23 protein-coding genes are annotated in these 20,821 nt (G+C 56.4%); 8 read left to right on the top strand and 15 right to left on the bottom strand.

Going from position 1 to position 20,821, the window contains the following annotated elements; translation table 11 throughout:
- Positions 1-117: 117 nt before the first annotated feature.
- The 5 genes from IE156_RS03270 to radC all read right to left on the bottom strand — a co-directional run bounded on the left by IE156_RS03270 (position 118) and on the right by radC (position 5,429).
- Positions 118-1,443 (bottom strand): MFS transporter, encoded by a 1,326-nt coding sequence (locus tag IE156_RS03270; protein ID WP_189391038.1) that lies wholly within the window; start codon positions 1,441-1,443, stop codon positions 118-120.
- Between the two features lie 35 nt (positions 1,444-1,478).
- Positions 1,479-2,156, bottom strand: coding sequence for an aspartate/glutamate racemase family protein (locus tag IE156_RS03265; RefSeq protein ID WP_189391037.1), 678 nt, complete (start codon positions 2,154-2,156; stop codon positions 1,479-1,481).
- Positions 2,157-2,201: 45 nt separating this feature from the next.
- Positions 2,202-3,614 (bottom strand): MFS transporter, encoded by a 1,413-nt coding sequence (locus IE156_RS03260; protein ID WP_189391036.1) that lies wholly within the window; start codon positions 3,612-3,614, stop codon positions 2,202-2,204.
- 218 nt (positions 3,615-3,832) lie between these two features.
- Positions 3,833-4,669 carry a MurR/RpiR family transcriptional regulator gene (locus tag IE156_RS03255; protein ID WP_189391035.1) on the bottom strand — a complete coding sequence of 279 codons (837 nt, stop codon included), beginning with the start codon at positions 4,667-4,669 and terminating at the stop codon, positions 3,833-3,835.
- Between the two features lie 88 nt (positions 4,670-4,757).
- A complete protein-coding gene (radC, locus tag IE156_RS03250) occupies positions 4,758-5,429 on the bottom strand; it encodes a RadC family protein (RefSeq protein ID WP_189391034.1) in 672 nt (223 codons plus the stop codon).
- Positions 5,430-5,478: 49 nt separating this feature from the next.
- Between radC and IE156_RS03245 the strand changes: the two genes are divergently transcribed.
- The 6 genes from IE156_RS03245 to IE156_RS03220 all read left to right on the top strand — a co-directional run bounded on the left by IE156_RS03245 (position 5,479) and on the right by IE156_RS03220 (position 10,588).
- Positions 5,479-5,955, top strand: a complete 477-nt coding sequence (locus IE156_RS03245) for an FKBP-type peptidyl-prolyl cis-trans isomerase (RefSeq protein WP_229840929.1) — start codon at positions 5,479-5,481, stop codon at positions 5,953-5,955.
- Complete coding sequence (gene ispH, locus IE156_RS03240; protein ID WP_189391033.1) at positions 5,955-6,926, top strand: 4-hydroxy-3-methylbut-2-enyl diphosphate reductase; 972 nt, start codon at positions 5,955-5,957, stop codon at positions 6,924-6,926. Before IE156_RS03245 ends, ispH begins: the two co-directional genes overlap by 1 nt.
- 35 nt (positions 6,927-6,961) lie before the next feature.
- A complete protein-coding gene (gene maiA, locus IE156_RS03235) occupies positions 6,962-7,609 on the top strand; it encodes a maleylacetoacetate isomerase (protein WP_189391032.1) in 648 nt (215 codons plus the stop codon).
- 116 nt (positions 7,610-7,725) lie between these two features.
- Complete coding sequence (locus tag IE156_RS03230; RefSeq protein WP_189391031.1) at positions 7,726-8,601, top strand: NAD(P)-dependent oxidoreductase; 876 nt, start codon at positions 7,726-7,728, stop codon at positions 8,599-8,601.
- 78 nt (positions 8,602-8,679) lie between these two features.
- Positions 8,680-10,134: a YdgA family protein gene (locus IE156_RS03225; protein ID WP_189391030.1), complete on the top strand. Its 1,455-nt coding sequence runs from the start codon at positions 8,680-8,682 to the stop codon at positions 10,132-10,134.
- A gap of 76 nt (positions 10,135-10,210) precedes the next feature.
- Positions 10,211-10,588: an SUI1 family translation initiation factor gene (locus IE156_RS03220; protein ID WP_189391029.1), complete on the top strand. Its 378-nt coding sequence runs from the start codon at positions 10,211-10,213 to the stop codon at positions 10,586-10,588.
- A 7-nt stretch (positions 10,589-10,595) separates the two neighbouring features.
- Here the strand turns inward: IE156_RS03220 and IE156_RS03215 are convergent, their stop codons facing one another.
- The 10 genes from IE156_RS03215 to IE156_RS03170 form a co-directional block, all read right to left on the bottom strand.
- A complete protein-coding gene (locus IE156_RS03215) occupies positions 10,596-11,366 on the bottom strand; it encodes a MipA/OmpV family protein (protein ID WP_189391028.1) in 771 nt (256 codons plus the stop codon).
- Positions 11,367-11,499: 133 nt separating this feature from the next.
- The gene (locus IE156_RS03210; protein ID WP_189391027.1) at positions 11,500-11,802 is read right to left on the bottom strand and encodes a DsrE family protein; all 303 of its coding nucleotides are present in this window, start codon (positions 11,800-11,802) and stop codon (positions 11,500-11,502) included.
- A gap of 21 nt (positions 11,803-11,823) precedes the next feature.
- On the bottom strand, positions 11,824-12,597 hold the full coding sequence (gene dsbG / locus IE156_RS03205; protein WP_189391026.1) for a thiol:disulfide interchange protein DsbG: 774 nt from the start codon (positions 12,595-12,597) through the stop codon (positions 11,824-11,826).
- Between the two features lie 150 nt (positions 12,598-12,747).
- Positions 12,748-13,359 (bottom strand): Maf family protein, encoded by a 612-nt coding sequence (locus IE156_RS03200; protein ID WP_189391025.1) that lies wholly within the window; start codon positions 13,357-13,359, stop codon positions 12,748-12,750.
- A gap of 27 nt (positions 13,360-13,386) precedes the next feature.
- Positions 13,387-13,857, bottom strand: a complete 471-nt coding sequence (gene rlmH, locus IE156_RS03195) for a 23S rRNA (pseudouridine(1915)-N(3))-methyltransferase RlmH (RefSeq protein ID WP_189391024.1) — start codon at positions 13,855-13,857, stop codon at positions 13,387-13,389.
- A 233-nt stretch (positions 13,858-14,090) separates the two neighbouring features.
- Positions 14,091-14,495, bottom strand: coding sequence for a ribosome silencing factor (gene rsfS / locus IE156_RS03190; RefSeq protein ID WP_189391023.1), 405 nt, complete (start codon positions 14,493-14,495; stop codon positions 14,091-14,093).
- Positions 14,496-14,503: 8 nt separating this feature from the next.
- Positions 14,504-15,121 (bottom strand): nicotinate (nicotinamide) nucleotide adenylyltransferase, encoded by a 618-nt coding sequence (gene nadD / locus IE156_RS03185; protein WP_189391022.1) that lies wholly within the window; start codon positions 15,119-15,121, stop codon positions 14,504-14,506.
- Entirely contained in the window at positions 15,112-16,017 is a 906-nt protein-coding gene (gene hemF / locus IE156_RS03180) for an oxygen-dependent coproporphyrinogen oxidase (protein ID WP_189391021.1), read from the bottom strand. The genes nadD and hemF overlap by 10 nt, the downstream gene beginning before the upstream one ends.
- A gap of 21 nt (positions 16,018-16,038) precedes the next feature.
- Complete coding sequence (gene purD, locus IE156_RS03175; RefSeq protein WP_189391020.1) at positions 16,039-17,328, bottom strand: phosphoribosylamine--glycine ligase; 1,290 nt, start codon at positions 17,326-17,328, stop codon at positions 16,039-16,041.
- A gap of 48 nt (positions 17,329-17,376) precedes the next feature.
- Positions 17,377-18,108, bottom strand: coding sequence for a YebC/PmpR family DNA-binding transcriptional regulator (locus tag IE156_RS03170; protein ID WP_189391019.1), 732 nt, complete (start codon positions 18,106-18,108; stop codon positions 17,377-17,379).
- Positions 18,109-18,247: 139 nt separating this feature from the next.
- Here IE156_RS03170 and IE156_RS03165 point away from each other — a divergent pair, with 139 nt between their 5' ends.
- Both IE156_RS03165 and IE156_RS03160 read left to right on the top strand, forming a co-directional pair.
- Positions 18,248-19,750, top strand: coding sequence for a helicase HerA-like domain-containing protein (locus IE156_RS03165; RefSeq protein WP_189391018.1), 1,503 nt, complete (start codon positions 18,248-18,250; stop codon positions 19,748-19,750).
- Complete coding sequence (locus IE156_RS03160) at positions 19,750-20,688, top strand: 2-hydroxyacid dehydrogenase (RefSeq protein WP_189391017.1); 939 nt, start codon at positions 19,750-19,752, stop codon at positions 20,686-20,688. The genes IE156_RS03165 and IE156_RS03160 overlap by 1 nt, the downstream gene beginning before the upstream one ends.
- Positions 20,689-20,821 lie beyond the last annotated feature (133 nt).

Raw genomic sequence — 20,821 nt, 5'->3', positions numbered from 1 at the left:
CGCCTGTAAAGCTCGGGAAATAGCAGTGCATACGGCATCGTTGATAATAAGAAAACACCCCAAAACCCAGACGATTGCTAGATTGTAGGGGTGTTTTAAGAGCCGGTTTCTGGAAAATCAGCCAGCTGTGTTGCGTTTGCGGAAGGATAGAATCCAGATACCTACAGCCAGTTCCAGCGCGGCAATGATCCATAAGCCGCTCTGGAAGTTGCCGGTGGAATCCTTCAGCGCACCCAACATGAAGGGAGCGCCAAAACCGGCCAGATTAGCAACCGAGTTGATGAAAGCCACGCCAATGGCAGCCGCAGAGCCGGCCAGCACGGCATTGGGTAGTTGCCAGTAAACGGGAATGCAGCCCATGGTTCCGGACACTGCAATGATCAGGCTGATGAAGGTCAGGATGGTATTGTTGCCCAGGAACAGACCGACACCGGCCAGGCCAATGGCACCAATGATCACCGGAATGCCTGTGTGTAGGCGCGCTTCGCGGCGGCGATCCGCACTAAAGCCCAGCGCCAGCTGGAAAATGGCCCCAAAGACATACACCAGCCCCACCAGCAAGCCGACCTGTAGGGGGTCGGTCGGGCCAAGTGAGCGTACCAAGGTAGGTGCAAAAAAGGCCAGGGTGGAGTTAGCGGCCACGATCCCAAAGAACATCAAGGTTAGTGTCCACAAGTCCCGATTACCCAGGGCTTTCTTGAAGCTGTGTTCACGTGGGCCGGCGGCCTTGGCGTCCAGAACCAGCTCTTCCTGGATCAGATCCTTTTCGCGCTGGCTGAGCCAACTGGCTTTGTTTGGGCTATCGACAATGAAGATGACCGCCAGAATGCCTGCGAAAATGGTGGGCAGGCCCTCCAGCAGGAACAGCCATTGCCAGCCAGACCAATCATTGACGCCATGCAGGCGGGTCATGATGAAGCCAGCCAAGGGTGCACCGACGACTGAGGCTACGGCCGAGGCGGAGATAAAGACCGCAAAGGCCTTGGCGCGACGGTGGGCGGGGAACCAGAAGGTCAGGAACAGCAGCACACCGGGTTGAAAACCGGCTTCAAAAGCGCCCAGCAAAAAGCGCATGACGTAAAAGTAGGCGGCTGTTTTGGTAAACATCATCAGCACGCAAATCAGACCCCAGCCAAACGCGATGCGGGCCAGCGTCTTGCGTGCTCCGATGCGTAGCAGCAGCCAATTACTGGGGACTTCAAAAAAGAAGTAACCCAGAAAGAAAATGCCTGCGCCTATGCCGTAGACCGTTTCAGAAAAGCCTAGCTCGGGCTGCATCTGCAGCTTTGCAAAACCAATATTGAGCCTGTCTATCCAGGCCAGCATCCACAGTAAAAAAATGAAGGGCAAAATGCGCCACATTACTTTTCGGTAGATCTGATCCAGTTCCTTCTTGCTGGCGGGCGAAGCGCGAGCTCCGTCCACGGGGATACTGCTTGTCATGGGGCCTCTCCTTGTTGTTGTGTGGGTACAGCGTGTTAGTGCGGCTCTGCAGGCAAGCGCTCGGCCATCAATTCGCAGGCGGCAATAATGGGATTGATCACTGGCACAGCCAGCTTGGTTTGCAGTGCCTGGGCGCTTTGCGCCAGGGGGCCGCCACCGATGATGACGGCGCGTGCCCCATCTTGTTGGATGCAGGCCAGAACGCTGTCTTCCAGTTCCTGGTTCTGGCGTTCAGGCTCCTGGGCCAAGTCCAGGGGGGCGGTGGGTGTCAGGCGCAGGCCTGAGAATTGCTCGCTCCAGCCGTAACGCTGCACCTGCTCCAGAATGGATTGCTCCAGGCCCGGTGTGGTGGTGGCGATGCCAAAGGGGGAGCCTGCTCGTGCGGCCTGCAGCATGGCGGCCTGGCCTATGCCGATTACCGGTACCGACACCTGTTCGGCCAGGGCTTGCAGGCCTGGATCGCCAAAGGCGCCCACAATGACGCCATCCGCGTGCTGCGCCTGGGCGAGCACCTGTGGATGTTGTGCAATGGCAGCGGCCTGCTCCAGTTCGTTCATCTCGGTCAGCATGCCTGGCCCTTGAGGAGCGGTGAGTCCTTGAACAAGGATGTCGCTGCGTCCCAGATGCTCGAAGCAGGCCTGGGCGATGGCAACCATCATGTCCGTGGTGGGACGGGAGGTATTGGGGTTAATGAGTAATACGGTATGAGACATAAATAGACGCAATGGCCGAATGAACCCGGCCGATAAAAATTGAAATCAAGTATCCAGAGGACGGCCGAAGGTTTCCGGCGCGAACTGCAGGACGGCAGCAAAGGAGAGGTACATGCCTGACATCAAAGTAAACATGCCAGCCACGCCGTAGAGTTCCAGCATCCAGCCGCTCAGGGTCGGTACGAAGGCACCTGCCAGTGTGCCCAGAGCCAGAATGAAGGCGGTGCCAAAGGCGCGTACGCGAGTGGGGTAGAGCTCGGGGGCGAAGATCCAGATCGTGGTGTTCAACAGCAGGACGCAGAATTGAAAGGACGCGCCGAACAGCAGCACCAGATAAATGTTGGAGCTTAGAAAGCCGAAGGCCAGACCACTGGCGCAGGCCAGCAGCGCACCGACTGTGAACACTCGTTTGCGGGGAGTGCGGGAACCCAGGTAGGAAGCCGTCAAGGCACCGAGCAGGCTGCCTGACTGCATCAGGATGGTGAAGGTATAACTTTTCACCAGGGAATAACCTTGCTCCACGAGCAGCGTGGGCATCAAGGTCAAGACGGTCAGCTGGGCGCCGTAGGTCATGCAGACGGCAATGCCGGTAACCAGAGTGCGCTTGGCCAATGCACCCTGGAAAATCTCCCCCAGACGTACACGTTCTGCTTTGACTGCCTGCGGTCCGCTACGCAAATAGGGGTAAGGGTTGGGGACCGTCCGTCCCAGTTTTCCCGAAGCCAGTATGTTTAGAACCTGATTGGCCTCTTCGATACGCCCTTGGGAGACCAGAAAGCGTGGTGTCTCAGGAATGTAGCGACGGTAGAACAGCACCATGAAGGCGGGCATGACGAGCAGGCCAAACAGCCAGCGCCAGCTCTCAGGGCCGGGAAACAGGGTGAAGACCAGCAGGCCAAAGGCAGGAGCCAGCATATTGCCCAGCCCCCCACCAGCTACGTTAATAGTGCCCACGGCCGTGCCGCGAAACCGCGAGGAGCAGAATTCGGCCAACATGGTAACGGCAATTGAAATTTCGCCACCCAGGCCAAAGCCCACAATCACACGGCCCAGCCCCAAGACCCAGTAGCTAGGCGCCAGAGCGCAGATCAGCGCACCCAGCGTAAACAGGGCCAGGTTAATGGTCAGCATGACGCGTCGGCCATAGTGGTCAGCGATATAGCCAGACAGCAGCCGGCCCAGGGCAGCAGCAGCGAAGGTCAGGGTGTTCAGAAAGCCCACGTCGCGTGGGGTAAGACCCCAGTGCTCCTGGAGCAGGGGGCCTACCAAGCCCACCGCATTTTGTTCCAGCACATCAAACAGCACGCCCAGCAGGATCAGGGCCAGCACCTTGCGGTGCGAATTAGTGACGCCTATGGTTTCCAGTGAGTTTTCCAGCTGATGCTGAACTGTATTGCCATTGGCCGCAGAATGAGCCTGTGCAGAATCTGCGGGCAGAGCTTGATGGGGGCTTGTCATGATTTCTCCTCGTTCAGGAACGTGCTGGGCACGTCCGCCTCCTAACAATATTTTTTCAGTAATTATTGATATGAAAAAATATTTTCAAAACTAGGGTAAACGAGAAAGTTTTTGCATGGGTGGAGATGTCCCATGCAATGCATTGATATAAAAGGGTTTTTTTTGGATATCAAATCATACGGATTTGGGTATGATCCTTATTTGATTCCCCGGATGGCCTAAAGCTCTTGAAAGTTGTCGTGGAAGGATTCCACCATGCCTAGATGGCGGCGTCCGGCCGGGCCGGCATTATCCATGACTTGGCTAAGCACCAAATGGCATAAGCCAATGACCGCGACGTGATTGTCCAGTACGCCAGGGGATTGCACATCGCAGCGCAGGGTCCAGCGACAGGCGCTTTTTTCCGAACTGAGCTGATCGCTGATATGCAGCACGTTGGGACTCAAGAGCGCCAGTTGTTCAATCAGCTGATCCATACCGTGGACCCGGCGACGCAGAGCAAAGATTACGACCACATCATCCTGCTGTATGCCGGCCAGATGCTCGCCCATGGTTTCGCCGGGGCCGGGGATTAACTGGGCATTGGGAACGATCTGCAGCAGTTGCCAGCGAAAGTAGCTGGCCAGGGATTGGCTGGACCGGAAGCCGAGCACCCAGACTTTGCGTGCGCCCAGAATGGCGTGGGCAATTTCGTCCAGTAGCGCTTCAGGAATGCGTCGATAGGTAGAGGCCAAATTGGCCTGGCTTTGCTGCAAATGCGTGGAGAGGGAGCGTTCCGTCTCGGTGGCGGCCAGCAGCAGGGGCGAGCCAGCGTTTTTCTCGGACCGCACTTGTTTGCGGGCGGCTTCGTAATTGGGGTAGCCCAGGCGTCGGATAAAACGGGTCACTGTGGCGTTAGAGACATTGGCCAGTGAGGCCAGCTCGGACGCCGTATAACCAGCCAGATCACCCGGAAAATCCAAGGCGAATTCCGCCAGGCGTCGCTCTGAAGGAGATAGATCGTGAAGAATCTCGCGTAGGCGTCCAACAAAGGACTTCACGGCGGTTTCAGACATAGCGTTCCGTACTCTGCTTTAGTGTGTTCTGGATTTTACGGGGAACCTAGTTTAACTGTATCAAAAAAGCGGGATCGCCCTGTTTGGCTTAAAGGTCGCCGCGCTCGGCCATGGATACGGTTTGGGTGGGGGTGACGATGATGTGATCCAGCAAGCGTATATCAACCAGCGCCAGGGCCTGACGGATGTGTCGGGTCAGTCTTATATCGGATGCGCTGGGGTGGGCCGCACCTGAAGGGTGGTTGTGCGCCAGAATAATGGCACAGCTGTGATGACGGATGGCCGCACGCAGGATCTCGCGCGGATAGACCGAGGCCTGGTTAATGGTGCCTTTGCTGATTTCTTCAGCACAGATCAGTCGCAACTGATTGTCTAGAAACAGGGCTAGGCAATGCTCTACTGGTAAATGACCAATATGCGCCAGACAATATTCGCGTACCTTGTCGGCCTGATCCAGGACAGGCTGGCCCGTCAGGGTTTCCAGTGCGCAGCGGCGGTGCAGTTCCCGGATAACCAACAGTTCGGTGCATTTTGCCGGGCCGATTCCGGCCAGCTGACGCAGCGCGGACGCATCGGCTGATAATAATCCTTTGAGTCCGTTAAAATGGTCCAGCAACATCTGGCCCAGTTCAACCGCATTAAGCCCGCGCGTGCCAGTACGCAGGACAATTCCCAGCAGTTCAGGAGTGGTCAGGCAGGCAGGGCCGTGCGCCAACATGCGCTCACGGGGTCCCTGACGGCGTAAAGTGGATGTGGCCATAAGAAACGCTAAAATGCGGTAATTGAATGATTTTCTATAGTGAGCGATCGTGAGTAACACTGCTAGTTCCGAACTTGGAATTGTCCGTCAGGATTCCTACCTGACCCTGCACTATCGTATTGAGCTGGCCAGTGGCCCGGCGGCAGGCTCTGTGTTTGCAGATACCTATACGGGGCGTCCTGCCACCTTGCAATTGGGTAATGGCCAATGGGCTCCCGGCATGGAAGCGCCCTTGTTGGGTCGTCGTGAAGACGAACGCTTTCAGGTAGAGATTGCCGCCCAGGATGCCTATGGGGCCCGTAATCCGGACTTGCTGCAGCGCATTACTCGCGAGATGCTGGCTGACAACGCCGCTGAAGGTGTGCAGTTCGAGCCCGGTGATATGGTGGAGTTCGCCGCACCGAATGGCAGCCGTTATTCGGGCGTCCTTAAGGAAATCGACGAGAAAACCGCTTTGTTCGATTTCAACCATCCCTTGGCCGGTGTGACCTTGCGCCTGGATGTTCATATTTTGGGGATTCTGTAATGAGCCAAGCTACTCCTGTTCAGAACGCTGAGGTTGTTCTGGCCCAGCCACGCGGATTCTGTGCTGGGGTTGATCGCGCGATTGATATTGTCGAGCGTGCCTTGGAATTGCACGGCGCACCCATTTATGTGCGCCACGAGATCGTCCACAACCGTTACGTAGTGGAAGACCTGCGCAATAAAGGGGCCATCTTTATCAAAGAGTTGGACGAGGCTCCTTCGGGTGCCATCGTGATTTTCTCGGCGCATGGCGTGTCGCGTCAGGTGCGGGATGACGCCGAGCAGCGTGGTCTGAAAGTATTTGATGCCACCTGCCCTTTGGTGACTAAGGTGCATATCGAAGTCTCGCGTATGCGCGCCGAAGGCCGTGAAATCATCATGATCGGTCACGTGGGTCACCCGGAAGTGGAAGGCACGCTGGGACAGGCGGATGGTGGCATGTATCTGGTGGAAACCCCAGAAGACGTGGCCAATCTGAAAATCAAGGACCCCGATAATCTGGCTTTTGTGACACAAACCACCTTGTCGGTGGATGATGCCGCCGTCGTCGCGCAGGCCCTGCGCGAGCGCTTCCCCAATATTGTGGAGCCCAAGAAAAGCGATATCTGTTACGCCACGCAAAACCGTCAGGATGCGGTCAAAATCATGGCACCCCAGTGTGATCTGGTTCTGGTTGTGGGCAGCACTAACAGCTCCAACTCCAACCGTTTGCGTGAAGTAGCTGAACGCAAAGGAGCCGAGGCTTATCTGCTGGACAAACCCGAGATGATCGACCCGGCCTGGTTGGTGGGCAAGAAACGGGTGGGTGTGACGGCAGGGGCTTCTGCGCCGGAAGTGCTGGTTAATCAGGTTATTCAGCGTTTGCAGGAATTGGGCGTAGGCCGTGTACGCGCTCTGGATGGGGTGGAAGAAAACATCGCCTTCCCCTTGCCGCGTGAACTCTCGCGCAAAATTGAAAGCCTGAATAAATAAGAAAATAGATTTTCCCAGGGTGGACAGGAGACAAAATGATTCTGTATAGCTACTTTCGCAGCTCAGCCGCTTACCGGGTGCGGATTGGTTTGAACCTGAAGGGTCTGGAGTATCAGATCAAACCTGTTCATCTGGTCAAAGACGGCGGCCAGCAGCACCAGCCTGAGTATGTGCAGGTGAATCCCGTGCAATTGCTGCCTGCGCTGGATGATGATGGTTTGATCATCACCCAATCTCTGGCCATTCTGGAGTACCTGGACGAGCGCTATCCCGAGTTGCCGCTATTGCCTAAAGCCTCGGCAGAGCGGGCCTGGGCGCGGTCCATGGCGCAAACCGTGGCTTGCGATATTCATCCTTTGAATAATCTGCGCGTCCTGCAGTATTTGAAGAACGAATTGAATGTCGAAGAACAAGCCCGTAATCAGTGGTATCGCCACTGGGTCAGCGTGGGCTTGGAAGGGCTGGAAGCTCTGGTGCAGCGACATGGCAAGAAAGACCAGCATTTTATCTTTGGTGATACCCCCGGTCTTGCTGAAATCTGCCTGATTCCGCAAATGTTCAATGCGCGTCGTTTTGAAATTGATCTGGCAGCGTTTCCGCGCCTGCTGGCGGTTGAAGAAAAATGCCTGGAGCTGTCCGCTTTTCAAGAGGCTGCTCCGGATCGTCAACCTGACGCTGCGTAAAGCTTGCCCTGATGGCCGTCCAGAACTGGGCTGGCCAGCCTCTACCCGCCGACAGGCGGGTTTTTCTTGCCCTCCAATCTGCATGCACTCCCGTCTCGGGAGGTAAAGGACTAGAGATGAATATTGGTTTTTGTGGTTTAGGCCGTATGGGCCAGCCTATGGTGCGTCGCTTGTTGGAAGCCGGTCACCAGGTTCGTATTTGGAACCGTTCCAAAGAGAAGGCCAGTGCCTTGATTCAAGCGGGGGCGGTCTGGTGCGATACGCCGGCGCATATGGCCGAGCAATGCGAGTCTGTGTTCTTGTGCGTCTTTGATGCTCAGGCTGTGCACGACACCGTACTGGGCGAACAGGGTTTGGCCAGCGTGCAGGGTGCCTTACGGATTGTGGTGGACCACTCCTCGATTCCTCCTCAGGCGACCCGTCAGATGGCAGCCCAATTGCAGCAGCGTTGTGGTGCGCATTGGTTGGATGCTCCGGTGTCGGGCGGTGTGGGTGGGGCGGAGCAAGGCAGCTTGGCGATCATGGTCGGGGGCGATGCGGCTCAACTGGACCAAGTGCGTTCTGTGCTGGCGGCCTATTCGCAGCGCGTCACCCTGATGGGGGCGGTAGGGGCTGGCCAAGTAACAAAGTTATGCAATCAGACGATTGTGGCCACGACCCTGACAGCGATTGCTGAAGCCTTGAGTCTGGCCAATGACAATGGCGTGGATGCATCCAAAATCAGTGAAGCGCTGGGTGGTGGCTGGGCCGATTCGGTCTTGCTGCAATTGTTCGTGCCACGCATGACCGCGCGCGATAGTCAGGTTAAGGCGTCGGTGGACACGATGTTGAAGGATTTGAACACGGTGGCCGCGCTGGCCAGTGTCAGCCACACCAGCATGCCAGTGGCCCATGCGGCCCAGCAAACGTATCGTGCCGCCCATCGCTTGGGCTTGGGGGAAGATGATGTCGCTCGTATTACGCAGGTGAATAGTTACAATTACGGGGAATAAACTACCATCTGTCAAACTTAGTTTCGGTATTATGTCGGCTATTTGAAGTTGGGACTGTAGGTCTACAAAAGGGAAGTCATGAAGAAAAGCACAGGGCTGGTCACACTGGTTGTCGTATTAGCGGCCGCATATGGCGGTTCAACCTGGTATACCGGCAAGAAAACAGAAGCGCTGGTCCAGGATAAAGTGGCCCAGTTCAATACCTTGGCCGCCGAGCAGCTCCAGCAAATGGGGATGAGCGAATCGGTTGTTATGAATGTGATCGAGTATCAACGTGGGGTATTGTCCTCCAACGCGCGTTACACCATCACCATCAAACCGACAGCCGCTGACGAAAAACCTCTGGAGCTGACCTTCGAAGACAAGATCAGCCACGGTCCACTGCCTATGTCGGCATTGGCGCTGGGTAACTTTACCCCTGTTGCGGCCTTGTCGCACAGCACCCTGGTCAAGACCAAAGACTCCGAGGGCTGGTTCAAGCTGACTGGCGACAAGACTCCTTTGTGGGCGGATAGCCTGGTGGGTTTTGACGGTGCCGTGGACTCTAACGTGCATTTTGAAGCCATCAAGCATCAAGGCGACGAGATCAAGGTTGATTTCAGCGGTGGTCAACTGCGCACCAAAGCCGGTGGCAAGAGCAAAGATATCGTTGTCACAGGTAGCTTTCCCAACTTGTTTGTGGATGACATCAGCGATGATCCTTTGACGCTGCAAGCTTCCAACTTCGTGCTGGACTTCAAGCAAGACGGTGACATTAATGTCAACGGCAAGCAAGTTGGCAAGCTGAGCGTTGATAACGTCAAGATGAGCACGGCAGAAACTGACGGTATTACCTTCAAGCAAATTGCGGTGAACTCCGATGCGGTCACCAAAGACTCCATCAGCGACACCAAGGTCAGCTACCAGCTGTCCGAGTTGGTTTTTGAAGACAAGGTCAAGCTGGGTTCGGCTGAGCTGGTCATGAATTTTGACCGTGTGTACGCTCCTGCTATTGCTGCTTTCTCCAAGCTGCTGTCGGATTCGAATCTGCAAAACGATATTGAATCGGTCGATTCGGCTACTGCCCAGAAGATGCTGGAATTGGTTCTGCAAGCTCTGGAACACAAACCTGTGCTGCGTATTGAGCCTTTGCGCTGGTACACCGCTGCCGGTGAGTCCAAAGCCAATCTGCGCGTTGAACTGCAAAAGCCTAACGCATCGGCTCAAGAGCTGAAAGAAAGCCCAGAACTGTGGGTGGAAGCGATTCCTGCCGCTCAGCTGGATGTGCTGATCTCCAAAGCCATGCTGCGTGGTCTGGCCGCCGAGATGGACAAGTCTGAAGGCCTGTCGGCTGAAGAAGGCAATGCTGCCATGCTGGATATGGTTCTGGATGCCGCCGTAGCTCCTTACGCCGAGTCCAAAATGGTCAAGGTTGACGAAAACAGCATCTCTACCGAAATCAAGTACAACGGTACCGATCGTGTTTTTGACATCAACGGCCAGCGCTTTACCTCCGAGCAATTGCTTGGCCTGGTTCTGATGGGCATGATGTAATTCGTCTGGGCTTTGTCCAGCGTGAAGCCCACCGATTCGGTGGGCTTTTTTTATGTATTTAAGGAAGCGAGAGGCTATGGCCAGCTTATCGGATCAATTATCTCGATTGGTGTACAGCACCGATCAGGGGCGTATGTGCCCGGATTGTGGGCAGCCACAAAATCAATGTTGTTGTGAAGAAACACGCCGTCAGGAACAGCTGGCTCAGGTCCAGGGGCCGGTGCGCTTGAGTCTGGAGACCAAGGGGCGTAAAGGCAAGGGTGTGACCGTGATTAGTGGATTGGTCATGCCGGAAGATCAGCTCAAAGCCTTGATCAAAGAATTGAAAAATGCCTGTGGAGCCGGGGGGACGCTAAAAGAGGGAACGCTGGAGATTCAGGGGGATCACCGAGCCGTTGTGCAGGCACGCCTGGAACACAACGGCTTGACGGTCAAGCGGGTCGGCAGACCCTAGTAGACGCTTAGAAGCTATAGCCCAAGCCTACGCCACCAAAGACACTGCTTTTCTTCTCGACCAGCGGGCTGTCTTTGGCTTCTTCACCCAGAGTGTTCACACCCAGCAAACCTTGCAGCGACCAGCTTTCGCTTAGCTTGTGAGTGTATTGGCCGTACAGGGCGTAGGAGCGCAGGCCCGAGTCAGGGCGGTACGTACGCAGTTGGCCGCCGCTATTGACGACTTCATGCGATTGCACGCCAAAGTAGGTGCGCATGGCTTTTTCGTTGGACCATTTCAATTCGGTGCCCACTGAAAAGCTGCTGTCCTGGTTGTTCCAGAGGCGGTAGCTCAGATCCAGCACGGCAGTGGCGCCATAGCCGCTTTTCAGGGCCTGGTAGTAGCTCCCCTCAATTTTTGCATCGCCCAACTGGTAGGCGGTAAAGACCCCCAGGTTTCCATGACGATCAATGTCATCGGTACCATGCAGGCGGCTGCCATCACCGGCATCGCGCGAACGCGACAGGGAGGCATAAGTACCAATGGTCCAGTTATCCGTCAATTGGGTTTGCAGACCAATGGCGGGCATGCCAGCCTTGGGGGCCAGAAAGAAGTGGCCATTGCGGTGGGAGATCAGGGGGTAGGCACGGCCGCTGTAGCTGTCCGAGCCTTCGTACTTGGGAGCAAAGCCCATGCCCAAACCAATAGTCGTTTGCTGAGCGAGTGCCTGGCTGCTTCCTATAACGCAGAGAGCCAGTAACAGGCAGGGACGCAGAGCAGAGCGGGGTAGTTGGGGCATGACAGATTCCTTTTGATACGGGGTAAAAATAAGCCCGCTCGTCGCGGGCTTCGTTATCGTATCAAGCTTTGGTGCAGGCTTGTCAGATTAATGACCGGCCAGTATGGTCCGTTGTTCTGGCCCTACACCCCACTCAAGCTCGGATATACAGCCAGTTTTCTGCCTGTAATTGAACCAAGGCAGTGATAGCACCTTGGCCTAGTGTCTGGAAGCGTTCAGGCGCCTGGAGAGCCTGGTTACGCAACGTGTTAGGACACAGGTAGGTGTAAGTGTCGCATTCGTCTTCAGCGCCTTGTATGCAGGTTTTGACAGCCTGGGCGTTGACGATGATGCGGATCTGGGCGTCGGGTATGTCTTTGAGCAGGTTGCGCGCATTGCTGCGGGCGCGCTCCAAAGCGTCGGGGGTGGGGGCGTGCAGGAGAACACGGGTGCTCATGAGCGGTATACCTTAGTGGAATTAGCGAGGGCCGAACACGCGGGCGGCTATGTCGGGCGAAGCACCTGTCTGCATCTGAATATGGCCTTGCTCATCTTTCCAGACCATGGCGGGGGTAGCGCGCAAGTCCCAACCCATCATCAGGTCTTCATTGCGTGTCAGGTCCGCCTCAATGTCGCTTGGGATCGCGTCTATGGCTTTGACACCGGCATTGCGGTCTTTCAGCATGGCAAGCGAATGCTCGTTTAACGCTTGAGTCGGATTTTTAGCCGCTAAAATAGCCGCCGATTTGGGGCCGCTGCTCGGTGCCAGAATGCCGACCATGATGTGGCGTAGCTGTACTTTGCCTGACTCTACCCAAGGGCGCGCCATTTGCCAGAACTGCATGCAGTAGGGGCAGTTGGGGTCGGTAAAGACGTAGACCACGCGTGGCGCCTTGTCGTCCCCGTCTTTGATCCAGCGGGATTGTTCCAGCTTGCCCAACATGTCTTTGGCAATAGCGGGTTGCACCAGCTTGTCCAGGCCTTCGGGGCGAACTTCTTCGCCGTTGGCATCAATCATCGTACCCACCAGCATATGCTGACCATCAGGCAGGGTGTACACGGCCAGGGCGCGGTTGCCGCTATAGGCCCCCCAGGCTTTTAGACCACCGGGAGCATCAAACTCGCCCACAATAGACAGCCCTTGCTCTTCCAGAGCCTTCAGGGCGGCAGGACGGTCTGCCGCTTGTGCGACGGTACTGGCACACAGCAAACCGGCCAGGGCAAGACGAATCGAAAAAGAGGAAAGCGGCATGGTGGTTAATCCTGCAAAACAGTCGTTAAATGTATATATCCAGAAAATATATACTAAGAACTAAATTGAATAAAAGAGTGGGACTAAGCCGTACCGGGATAGTTCCCCGTTCTTGTTCTGATCGAGCTGTTTCTCCGGCCTTGCCGGATGTTAGGTACGGATCTTCAGATTGGCCAATTCCAGCAAACGGTAGGTTTCGTGTACTGGCAAACCCATGACGCCGGTGTAGCTACCGCTCAAATGGCTGATGAATGCGCCACCCAAACCTTGAATGCCATAAGCACCGGCTTTGCCCATAGGCTCGCCACTGGCGCAGTATTCCTGGATTTCTTGATCACTCAAGGTTTTGAAGCTGACTTCGCTGATGCTGATGCTTTCAAATTCCACCCCGCCTACCCCTAAGGACAAGGCCGTCATGACTTGATGGCGTCGGCCCGACAGCTCGCGCAGAATGCGCGTGGCGTCCGCAATGTCAGCCGGCTTGCCAAAAATATCCTCGCCCATGCAAACCGTGGTGTCAGCACTCAAAATAGCGCGCTCCTGATCCAGGCTGTTTTCCTGAGCGCGCCATTCCAACGCACGCAGCAATTTGTCGCGAGCCGTGCGGCGAACGTAATCCAGTACGGCTTCCTGTTCCAGGCGTGGCTCATCCTCCCCGGGAGGGCTGGGGACATTCAGTACCTCGTGGTTAATCTGAATGCTGTTGAGCAAGTCATGGCGTCGCGGGCTGGCGGAGGCTAAATAGATGGGCTGAAAAGGCATAAGAGACGAAAACGAAGAAAAGAGGGCTCAGGCACGGTGATAAGGGTGACCGGTCATAACGGACCAGGCACGATACAGTTGTTCGGCCAGAAAAATGCGTACCAGAGGGTGGGGCAAGGTCAGGGAGGACAGGCGCAGCATGCCGTGGCAGCTTTGCTTTAGGGATGCATCCAGCCCATCAGGGCCACCGACCAAAATGGCAATGTCCTGACCGCTGCTACGCCAGCGCTCCAGTTCCTGGGCCAGCTTGACGGTGGTCAGGTCCTTGCCTCGTTCGTCCAGGGCAATGCGCATGGCCTGGGCAGGAATGGCAGCTTCAATACGTTTGGCTTCGGCCTGCATCATCTGGGCGGCTGTTTTGCCACTGGTACGTGGTTCGGCCTTGATTTCGCGCAGTTCTATCGCGCAGTCTTGCGGCATGCGGCGCGCGTATTCCTGCCAGCCTTGTTCCACCCAGTCGGGCATGCGCTGACCGACCGCGATGACAATGAGTTTCATGAAAAGTCGTCAGAAAAAAAGAGGGAAAAGCCCCCATGCTGCGCCTCTGGCTTGCTGCCCTCGAGGGAGCGTTTTTTACCTTGGGGCGGCCCGGCGGTAAAAATACCCCCACGCTGCGCCTTTGGCTTGCTGCCCCCCGAGGGGGTGTTTTTGCCTTGGGGCGGCCCGGCGGTAAAAAAAAGGCCGCCTGTTTAGGAGCGGCCTGGGTACCGCCGATAGGGCGGAGGAAGCGCTTAGTCCTCGTCCTCATCAGCGCTGGCGTAAAAGCCAGGCTGAGGAACTTGGCGCGATTGTGGCAGCAGCTCTACGTCGACTGGACGTTCACCCCACAGTTCTTCCAGGTTGTAGTACTGGCGAATGGCGGGCTGCATGCAATGCACCACGATATCGCCCAGATCCAGCAAGACCCATTCGCCGGTATCCTCGCCTTCGTGGGCCAGGATGTCGACTTTGTTTTGACGTGCTTTATCAAATACGCTTTTGATCAAAGCGCGGGTTTGCCGGTTGGACGTACCACTGGCGATCACCACACGATCGAACAGGCCGGTCATGTGGGTAGTGCTAAAGACCTTGATGTCTTGAGCTTTGACGTCCTCGAGGGCATCGATGACGAGACGTTGAAGTGTTTCTATATTCATAAAAAGAACTATACAGGGCGCACCTGTGGGTGGGAAAGATAGAGTCGTTTTTTGTCAATGTATTGAGCGACTTTTTCCGGGACCAGTGGGGTGATGTTGTCACCGCGCTGCACTCGCTCCCGAATTTCGGTGGCCGAGATGTCCATGGGAACAAAGTCGATCTGATGCAAACGACGCTGAAGCTGATTTAATTTTTGCTGCAAAGCGGCTGGCGTTTCCAGGGGATTGCCAGGGCGCTGGGCAACGGCCAGCTCGACGTATTCAAGAATTTCCTGCCAATCGTTCCAGCTGCAAAAATTATGCAATTGGTCGCTGCCTAAAATCCAGTAGTACTGAGACCCGGCAGGCAATTCGCGCACCGTGTCTATGGTGTACGTTGGGCCGCCGCGCAGGATTTCTACGGGGTTGACCTGCATGGCAGGGTGGCTCTGGGCTGCCAGCTCGGCCATGGCCAGACGATCCAGAGTGCTGGCACCCAGAGTATTGCGCTGCCAAGGCTGGGCTGCGGGCAACAACTGCACCTGGTCCAGCTTCAATTGCTCAAAAGCGGCCACCGCCAAGGCCACATGGGCCTTATGGATGGGGTCGAAACTGCCACCCAGCAAACCAACACGCTTTAAATCCATTCGCGTGGCACCAGGTACTGCGCCAGAGCGGCTTCCGGTGTGCCCGGTTCGGGCGACCAGTTATAGCGCCAATTGGCCTGGGGTGGCATGGATAGCAAGATGGACTCGGTGCGTCCGCCCGATTGCAGGCCAAACAGGGTGCCTCGGTCAAAGACCAGATTGAACTCGACATAGCGGCCACGACGTATGGCCTGGAAGTCCCGATGGGCCTGGGTGTATTCCTGATCCTTGTGGGCACGCACAATAGGCGCATACGCATCGGTAAAGGAATTACCCACTGAACGTGTCAGGGCAAAGCTGGCCTCAAAGCCGGGCTCGTTCAGGTCGTCGTAGAAAATACCGCCGATGCCACGGGTTTCATTACGGTGCTTCAGATAAAAATACTCATCGCACCAGCGTTTGTAGCGCGGGTAGTAATCCGCTCCGTGTGGAGCCAGCGCATCGTGGCAAACCTGATGAAAATGACGGGCATCATCTTCGTACAGGTAGTAAGGGGTCAAATCCAGACCGCCACCAAACCAGAACACGTCTTGTTGGTCGGCTTGCTGGGCTTGCGCCACAAACATACGCACGTTCATGTGTGTGGTGGGGACAAAGGGGTTGCGCGGGTGAATGACCAGCGAGACCCCCATAGCCTCCCAGGGACGTCCGGCCAGTTCAGGACGGTGGGCGCTGGCCGACGGGGGCAGGGTGTGGCCTTTGACATGGCTGAATAAAACGGCAGCCCGCTCAAACACGGGGCCGTTTTCCAGCAGGCGGGACAGACCGCCGCCGCCTTCCGGACGATCCCACTGGTCCGACTCGAAAGGCGTGCCATCCAGCTGCTCAAGTGTGTCCACGATGTGGCTTTGCAACTGACGGAAATAAGCCTGGACGGTATCAATGGGTAAAGACATGAAAAGACCTTGCTACGTGAATCAGGATTCGCTGCTGGGCAGAGCGCGCCAGCCAATATCAGTGCGAAATTGCTTGCCGTCGAAGTGCGTTTGGGAAATGGCCTGGTAGGTCGCTTCCTGGGCGCGTCGGATCGAGTCAGCCATGGCGGTGACACACAGAACTCGGCCACCCGTGGTAACTACCACATCGTCTTTCAGCTGGGTGCCAGCGTGGAAGGTAATGCAGTTGTCGGTATCCACGGCAAACTGAGTGATGGCGTCGCCCGTACGGGGCTCTTCGGGGTAGTTGGCCGCTGCCAGTACTACACCAATGGCGGTGCGGCGATCCCATTCGATGGTGGCCTCGTCCAGCTTGCCAGCCAGGGCCAGTTCGAAGGTTTCGGTCAGGTCGCTTTTGATGCGCATCATGATGGGTTGGGTTTCAGGGTCGCCCATGCGGCAGTTGAATTCCAGCACCTTGATAGGACGCGTGGCGTCCGGGCCATCGTCAATCATCACGCCGGCGTACAGAAAGCCCGAGTAAGGCAAGCCTTCTTTGGCCATTCCCTGCATGGTGGGGTGAATGACTTCACGCATGATGCGGTTGTGCAGCGTGGGGCTGACGATAGGGGCGGGGGAGTATGCACCCATGCCACCGGTATTCGGACCCTGGTCGCCGTCTTTCAAGCGTTTGTGATCCTGGCTGGTTGCCATAGGCAGAACATTCTTGCCATCACACATGACGATGAAGCTGGCTTCTTCGCCGGTCAGGCATTCTTCCACGACCACGCGTGCACCGGCTGCACCAAAGCGGCCGTCGCCCAGGATGTCGTCAATGGCGCCCAGCGCTTCTTCCAGGGTCGTCGCCACAATCACACCCTTGCCCGCAGCCAGGCCGTCGGCCTTGACCACAATGGGGGCGCCTTGCTGGCGGATGTAATCCTTGGCCGCTTCGGGATCGGTAAAGGTTGCGTAAGCAGCGGTGGGAATGTTGTGACGCACCATAAAGGCTTTGGCGTAGTCTTTGGAGCTTTCCAGCTGCGCCGCTGCCTGGGTGGGGCCGAAGATTTTCAGGCCGGCCGCACGGAAGGCGTCCACAATGCCTGCGGCCAGAGGGGCTTCGGGGCCCACGATGGTGAAGGCAATTTTTTCTTCTTTCACAAAGGCAATCAGTTCCTGAATATCGGTGATGTTCAGGTTTTCAATGCGCTCGGCACGGGCCGTACCGCCATTGCCCGGGGCAACATAAACAGTTTGCACCCGTGCAGATTGGGCCAGGCGCCATGCCAAGGCGTGTTCACGGCCGCCGCTGCCAACAACAAGTAGCTTCATAGTGATGAGTCGGGCAGGGCCCGCAAAGAGGAGTTTTCAGGAACCAGGTTATTCGGCTTCGTCCATGACCGCGGTGGTGTAGACCTCTTGGACATCGTCCAGGCCTTCCAGTGCGTCCAGAAGTTTTTGCATTTTGATGGCATCGTCGCCAGCCAATTCGGTCTCGTTCAGGGCTTTCATGACCACGCCTTCGACTTCAGGGGTCAATCCGGCTGCCTGGAACGCCGCTTGTACGGCGGGGTAGTCGCTGGGCGTACACAGCACTTCAATCAGGCCTTCTTCGTCGGTGACGATATCGTCAGCACCGGCCTCCAGACCGACTTCCATAATGGTGTCTTCCGAGGCGCCCGGTGCGAACAGAAACTGCCCACAGTGGCGGAATTGAAACACTACCGACCCGTCCAGACCCAGATTACCGCCATTTTTTGTAAAGGCATGGCGCACGTCCGAGACGGTACGCTGACGGTTATCGGTCATGCAGTCCACGATCACGGCTGCACCGTTAACGCCATATCCTTCATAGCGAATCTCTTCGTAATTGGCATCGTCTGTGCCACCTGCACCGCGCTGGATCGCGCGCGTGATGTTGTCCTTGGGCATATTGGCAGCGGTTGCCTTGTCCCAGGCCATGCGCAAACGTGGGTTGGACTCGGGGTCAGGGCCGCCGGCACGTGCGGCTACGGTGACCTCACGAATGATCTTGGTCCAAAGTTTGCCCCGTTTTGCGTCTTGACGACCTTTACGGTGCTGAATATTCGCCCATTTACTATGTCCGGCCATAAAGTATTACCAATTCAGTAGACTACGTTCAAAGAAAAACAGATCTATTTTAACCTGTCTGGACGACAAGGCCCGAGCTTGGGCGAAAGTCGCTAGAATCTAAGCACTTGGCATTCTATCCGGAAGAGAACAAACAATCATGGCCGATCCAATTTTGCTTGCTCAGAACAGCACGACTCCCCTTTACCTGCTGCCCGCTCTGGCCAACCGGCATGGTTGTATTACGGGGGCAACAGGAACGGGTAAAACGGTCACCTTGCAGGTACTGGCCGAAGCCTTCTCCCGTCAGGGCACGCCGGTGTTTCTGGCCGATGCCAAAGGGGATTTAAGTGGTATTTCCCAGGCGGCGCAGCCGAATCCCAAATTGCAGGAACGCTTGCAAAAGCTGGGCCTGCCCGAGCCAGCCTGGGGCGCGAACCCGGTCACCTTCTGGGACATTTTTGGCGAGCAAGGCCATCCGGTCCGGGCCACCATCTCCGATATGGGCCCTTTGTTGCTATCCCAGATTCTGGAGCTGAACGATACCCAGGAAGGGGTGTTGAATATCGTTTTTCGCGTGGCTGACGACGAAGGGCAACTGATTCTGGATTTGAAAGACTTACGTGCCGTGTTACAGGACGTTGCGGATCGGGCCGCGCAACTGCGTAATCAATACGGCAATATCGCTGCTGCCAGTGTGGGGGCAATCCAACGGGCCTTGCTGCGTCTGGAAACCCAGGGGGCGGATCGCTTCTTTGGCGAGCCGGCTTTGGATGTCATGGACTGGATTCGTACGGATGCCTCGGGTCGCGGGGCGATTAACGTGCTGGCTGCGGACAAGCTGATGCAGTCCCCTCGTTTGTACGCGGTGTTCTTGCTCTGGATGCTGGCTGACTTGTACGAGCGTCTGCCAGAAGTAGGTGATCTGGATAAACCTCGTCTGGTTTTTTTCTTTGATGAAGCCCACTTATTGTTTACAGGTGCACCCAAAGCCTTGCTGGAAAAAGTCGAGCAGGTGGTTCGCCTGATTCGCTCCAAAGGCGTGGGTATTTATTTTGTGACGCAGAACCCGCTGGATATTCCAGACACGGTTCTGGGCCAATTGGGTAACCGCGTGCAGCATGCCTTGCGTGCCTTCACGCCCCGTGATCAAAAAGCAGTCAAGACAGCTGCGCAAACCATGCGCCCTAATCCAGGCCTGGATATTGAAGCGGCCATTACCGAACTGGGTGTGGGTGAGGCCCTGGTGTCCATGCTGGATGCCAAAGGTACTCCAACGCCTACCGAGCGTGCCTGGCTGGTTGCGCCCGGGAGCCGGATTGGCCCCGCTACCGATGCAGAACGACAAGCGGTGCGCCAAGCCTCTTTGTTCGGCCTGAAGTATGACCAGGCTATTGATCGCGAGTCAGCCTATGAAGTGTTGGCTAAACGCACGACTGATGCCGCAGCCAATGGCGATGCGGGCGCCAGCAAGCCTGGAGCCGTGGATGGTAAAGAAGACGGTCTGATGGGCGTCGTGAATGATTTTCTTTTTGGATCAACTGGGCCGCGTGGTGGCAAGAAAGACGGTTTGGTGCAAAGCATGATTAGAACCGAGACCAAACGGGCCGCCACCAAAGTGCTGCGTGGGGTATTGGGTTCCTTGTTTGGAGGAAAACGCTAGTGCCCACGGAACAGCCTCATTTAATTGTTGCCACCCCTAGACCTTCAGAAACGGAGCGTTGGGCAGGGCATTTTCGGCAAGCTTATCCTGACTGGACTGTGGACGAATTTGCTGTGGGCCAGCCTAGTACGGGCGCTCAGTATGCGGTGGTCTGGCAACCGGATACGGCCTTGTTTGAACAGGAGCCAGGGCTGCGTGCGGCCTTTAATCTGGGGGCTGGGGTTGACGCTGTCGCCAGCAGCATCCCGTCCACGGTGCCTTTGTATCGTCTGGAAGATGCCGGCATGGCCGAACAAATGGCGGAATATGCCTTATATGGTGTATTGCAGGCAGTAGGGCGTTTTCAGCCTTACGAAGAGCAGGCCCGTCAGGGGCAGTGGAAAGCGCATCGTCCGGTGGACCGTCGGCAGTGGCCGGTAGCTGTGCTGGGCTTAGGGGTGATTGGGCGCAAAATCGCTCAGGTCATTGCCAGTCTGGGTTATCCCGTGCACGGCTGGTCGCGTCGTTTGCATGAGGCCGATTTCCCCTGCTACGCCGGTGAGGAGGGCTTGCAGCAGTGTCTGTCAGCCAGCCGTATTCTGATCAATGCCTTGCCTTTGACACCGCAAACCAAGGGTCTGATCAATCGTGACACCCTGGCTCAGTTGCAGCCGGGTGGCTATTTGATCAACGTGGCCCGTGGTGCACATTTGGTCGATCAGGATGTGCTGGACGCATTGAACAGCGGGCAGTTGGCGGGGGCGATGCTGGATGCCTTCACACAAGAGCCCTTACCGGCGGATCACCCCTATTGGGGAAATCCGGCCGTGATGATTACGCCGCATATTTCGGGTATTACCTTGCGTGAGCAGGCGCTGGAACAGATTGGTTCGCGCATAGCCCAGTTGCATCAGGGTCAGGCCGCCAGTGGTCTGGTGGATCAGTCTCAAGGTTATTGATCCGTTCTTCGTGAATGCAATGGGGGACTGGTTCCGTAAGGTAGCCAGTCCCTCAGATTTTGCTGGCGGCGCGATCGTATTGAGCATGCCTCCAGCGAGCAGGAAAATTTCAGAATAAGGCCGTTAAGGCCAT

This window comes from Alcaligenes pakistanensis, from assembly GCF_014652815.1.
GTDB classification, from domain to species: Bacteria; Pseudomonadota; Gammaproteobacteria; order Burkholderiales; family Burkholderiaceae_B; genus Alcaligenes; species Alcaligenes pakistanensis.
This window is presented reverse-complemented; position numbering and strand designations above follow the sequence as displayed.

What these genes read in the sequence shown, in the direction of transcription:
- radC (WP_189391034.1), bottom strand. Translation starts at nt 5,429, where the DNA reads ATGGCCACATCCACTTTACGCCGTCAGGGACCCCGTGAGCGCATGTTG.
- nadD (WP_189391022.1), bottom strand. Translation starts at nt 15,121, where the DNA reads ATGGATTTAAAGCGTGTTGGTTTGCTGGGTGGCAGTTTCGACCCCATC.
- IE156_RS03265 (WP_189391037.1), bottom strand. Translation starts at nt 2,156, where the DNA reads ATGTCTCATACCGTATTACTCATTAACCCCAATACCTCCCGTCCCACC.
- IE156_RS03165 (WP_189391018.1), top strand. Translation starts at nt 18,248, where the DNA reads ATGGCCGATCCAATTTTGCTTGCTCAGAACAGCACGACTCCCCTTTAC.
- IE156_RS03255 (WP_189391035.1), bottom strand. Translation starts at nt 4,669, where the DNA reads ATGTCTGAAACCGCCGTGAAGTCCTTTGTTGGACGCCTACGCGAGATT.
- IE156_RS03220 (WP_189391029.1), top strand. Translation starts at nt 10,211, where the DNA reads ATGGCCAGCTTATCGGATCAATTATCTCGATTGGTGTACAGCACCGAT.
- IE156_RS03215 (WP_189391028.1), bottom strand. Translation starts at nt 11,366, where the DNA reads ATGCCCCAACTACCCCGCTCTGCTCTGCGTCCCTGCCTGTTACTGGCT.
- IE156_RS03210 (WP_189391027.1), bottom strand. Translation starts at nt 11,802, where the DNA reads ATGAGCACCCGTGTTCTCCTGCACGCCCCCACCCCCGACGCTTTGGAG.
- rlmH (WP_189391024.1), bottom strand. Translation starts at nt 13,857, where the DNA reads ATGAAACTCATTGTCATCGCGGTCGGTCAGCGCATGCCCGACTGGGTG.
- rsfS (WP_189391023.1), bottom strand. Translation starts at nt 14,495, where the DNA reads ATGAATATAGAAACACTTCAACGTCTCGTCATCGATGCCCTCGAGGAC.
- IE156_RS03170 (WP_189391019.1), bottom strand. Translation starts at nt 18,108, where the DNA reads ATGGCCGGACATAGTAAATGGGCGAATATTCAGCACCGTAAAGGTCGT.
- maiA (WP_189391032.1), top strand. Translation starts at nt 6,962, where the DNA reads ATGATTCTGTATAGCTACTTTCGCAGCTCAGCCGCTTACCGGGTGCGG.
- dsbG (WP_189391026.1), bottom strand. Translation starts at nt 12,597, where the DNA reads ATGCCGCTTTCCTCTTTTTCGATTCGTCTTGCCCTGGCCGGTTTGCTG.
- IE156_RS03260 (WP_189391036.1), bottom strand. Translation starts at nt 3,614, where the DNA reads ATGACAAGCCCCCATCAAGCTCTGCCCGCAGATTCTGCACAGGCTCAT.
- hemF (WP_189391021.1), bottom strand. Translation starts at nt 16,017, where the DNA reads ATGTCTTTACCCATTGATACCGTCCAGGCTTATTTCCGTCAGTTGCAA.
- IE156_RS03225 (WP_189391030.1), top strand. Translation starts at nt 8,680, where the DNA reads ATGAAGAAAAGCACAGGGCTGGTCACACTGGTTGTCGTATTAGCGGCC.
- purD (WP_189391020.1), bottom strand. Translation starts at nt 17,328, where the DNA reads ATGAAGCTACTTGTTGTTGGCAGCGGCGGCCGTGAACACGCCTTGGCA.
- IE156_RS03270 (WP_189391038.1), bottom strand. Translation starts at nt 1,443, where the DNA reads ATGACAAGCAGTATCCCCGTGGACGGAGCTCGCGCTTCGCCCGCCAGC.
- ispH (WP_189391033.1), top strand. Translation starts at nt 5,955, where the DNA reads ATGAGCCAAGCTACTCCTGTTCAGAACGCTGAGGTTGTTCTGGCCCAG.
- IE156_RS03200 (WP_189391025.1), bottom strand. Translation starts at nt 13,359, where the DNA reads ATGCCTTTTCAGCCCATCTATTTAGCCTCCGCCAGCCCGCGACGCCAT.
- IE156_RS03230 (WP_189391031.1), top strand. Translation starts at nt 7,726, where the DNA reads ATGAATATTGGTTTTTGTGGTTTAGGCCGTATGGGCCAGCCTATGGTG.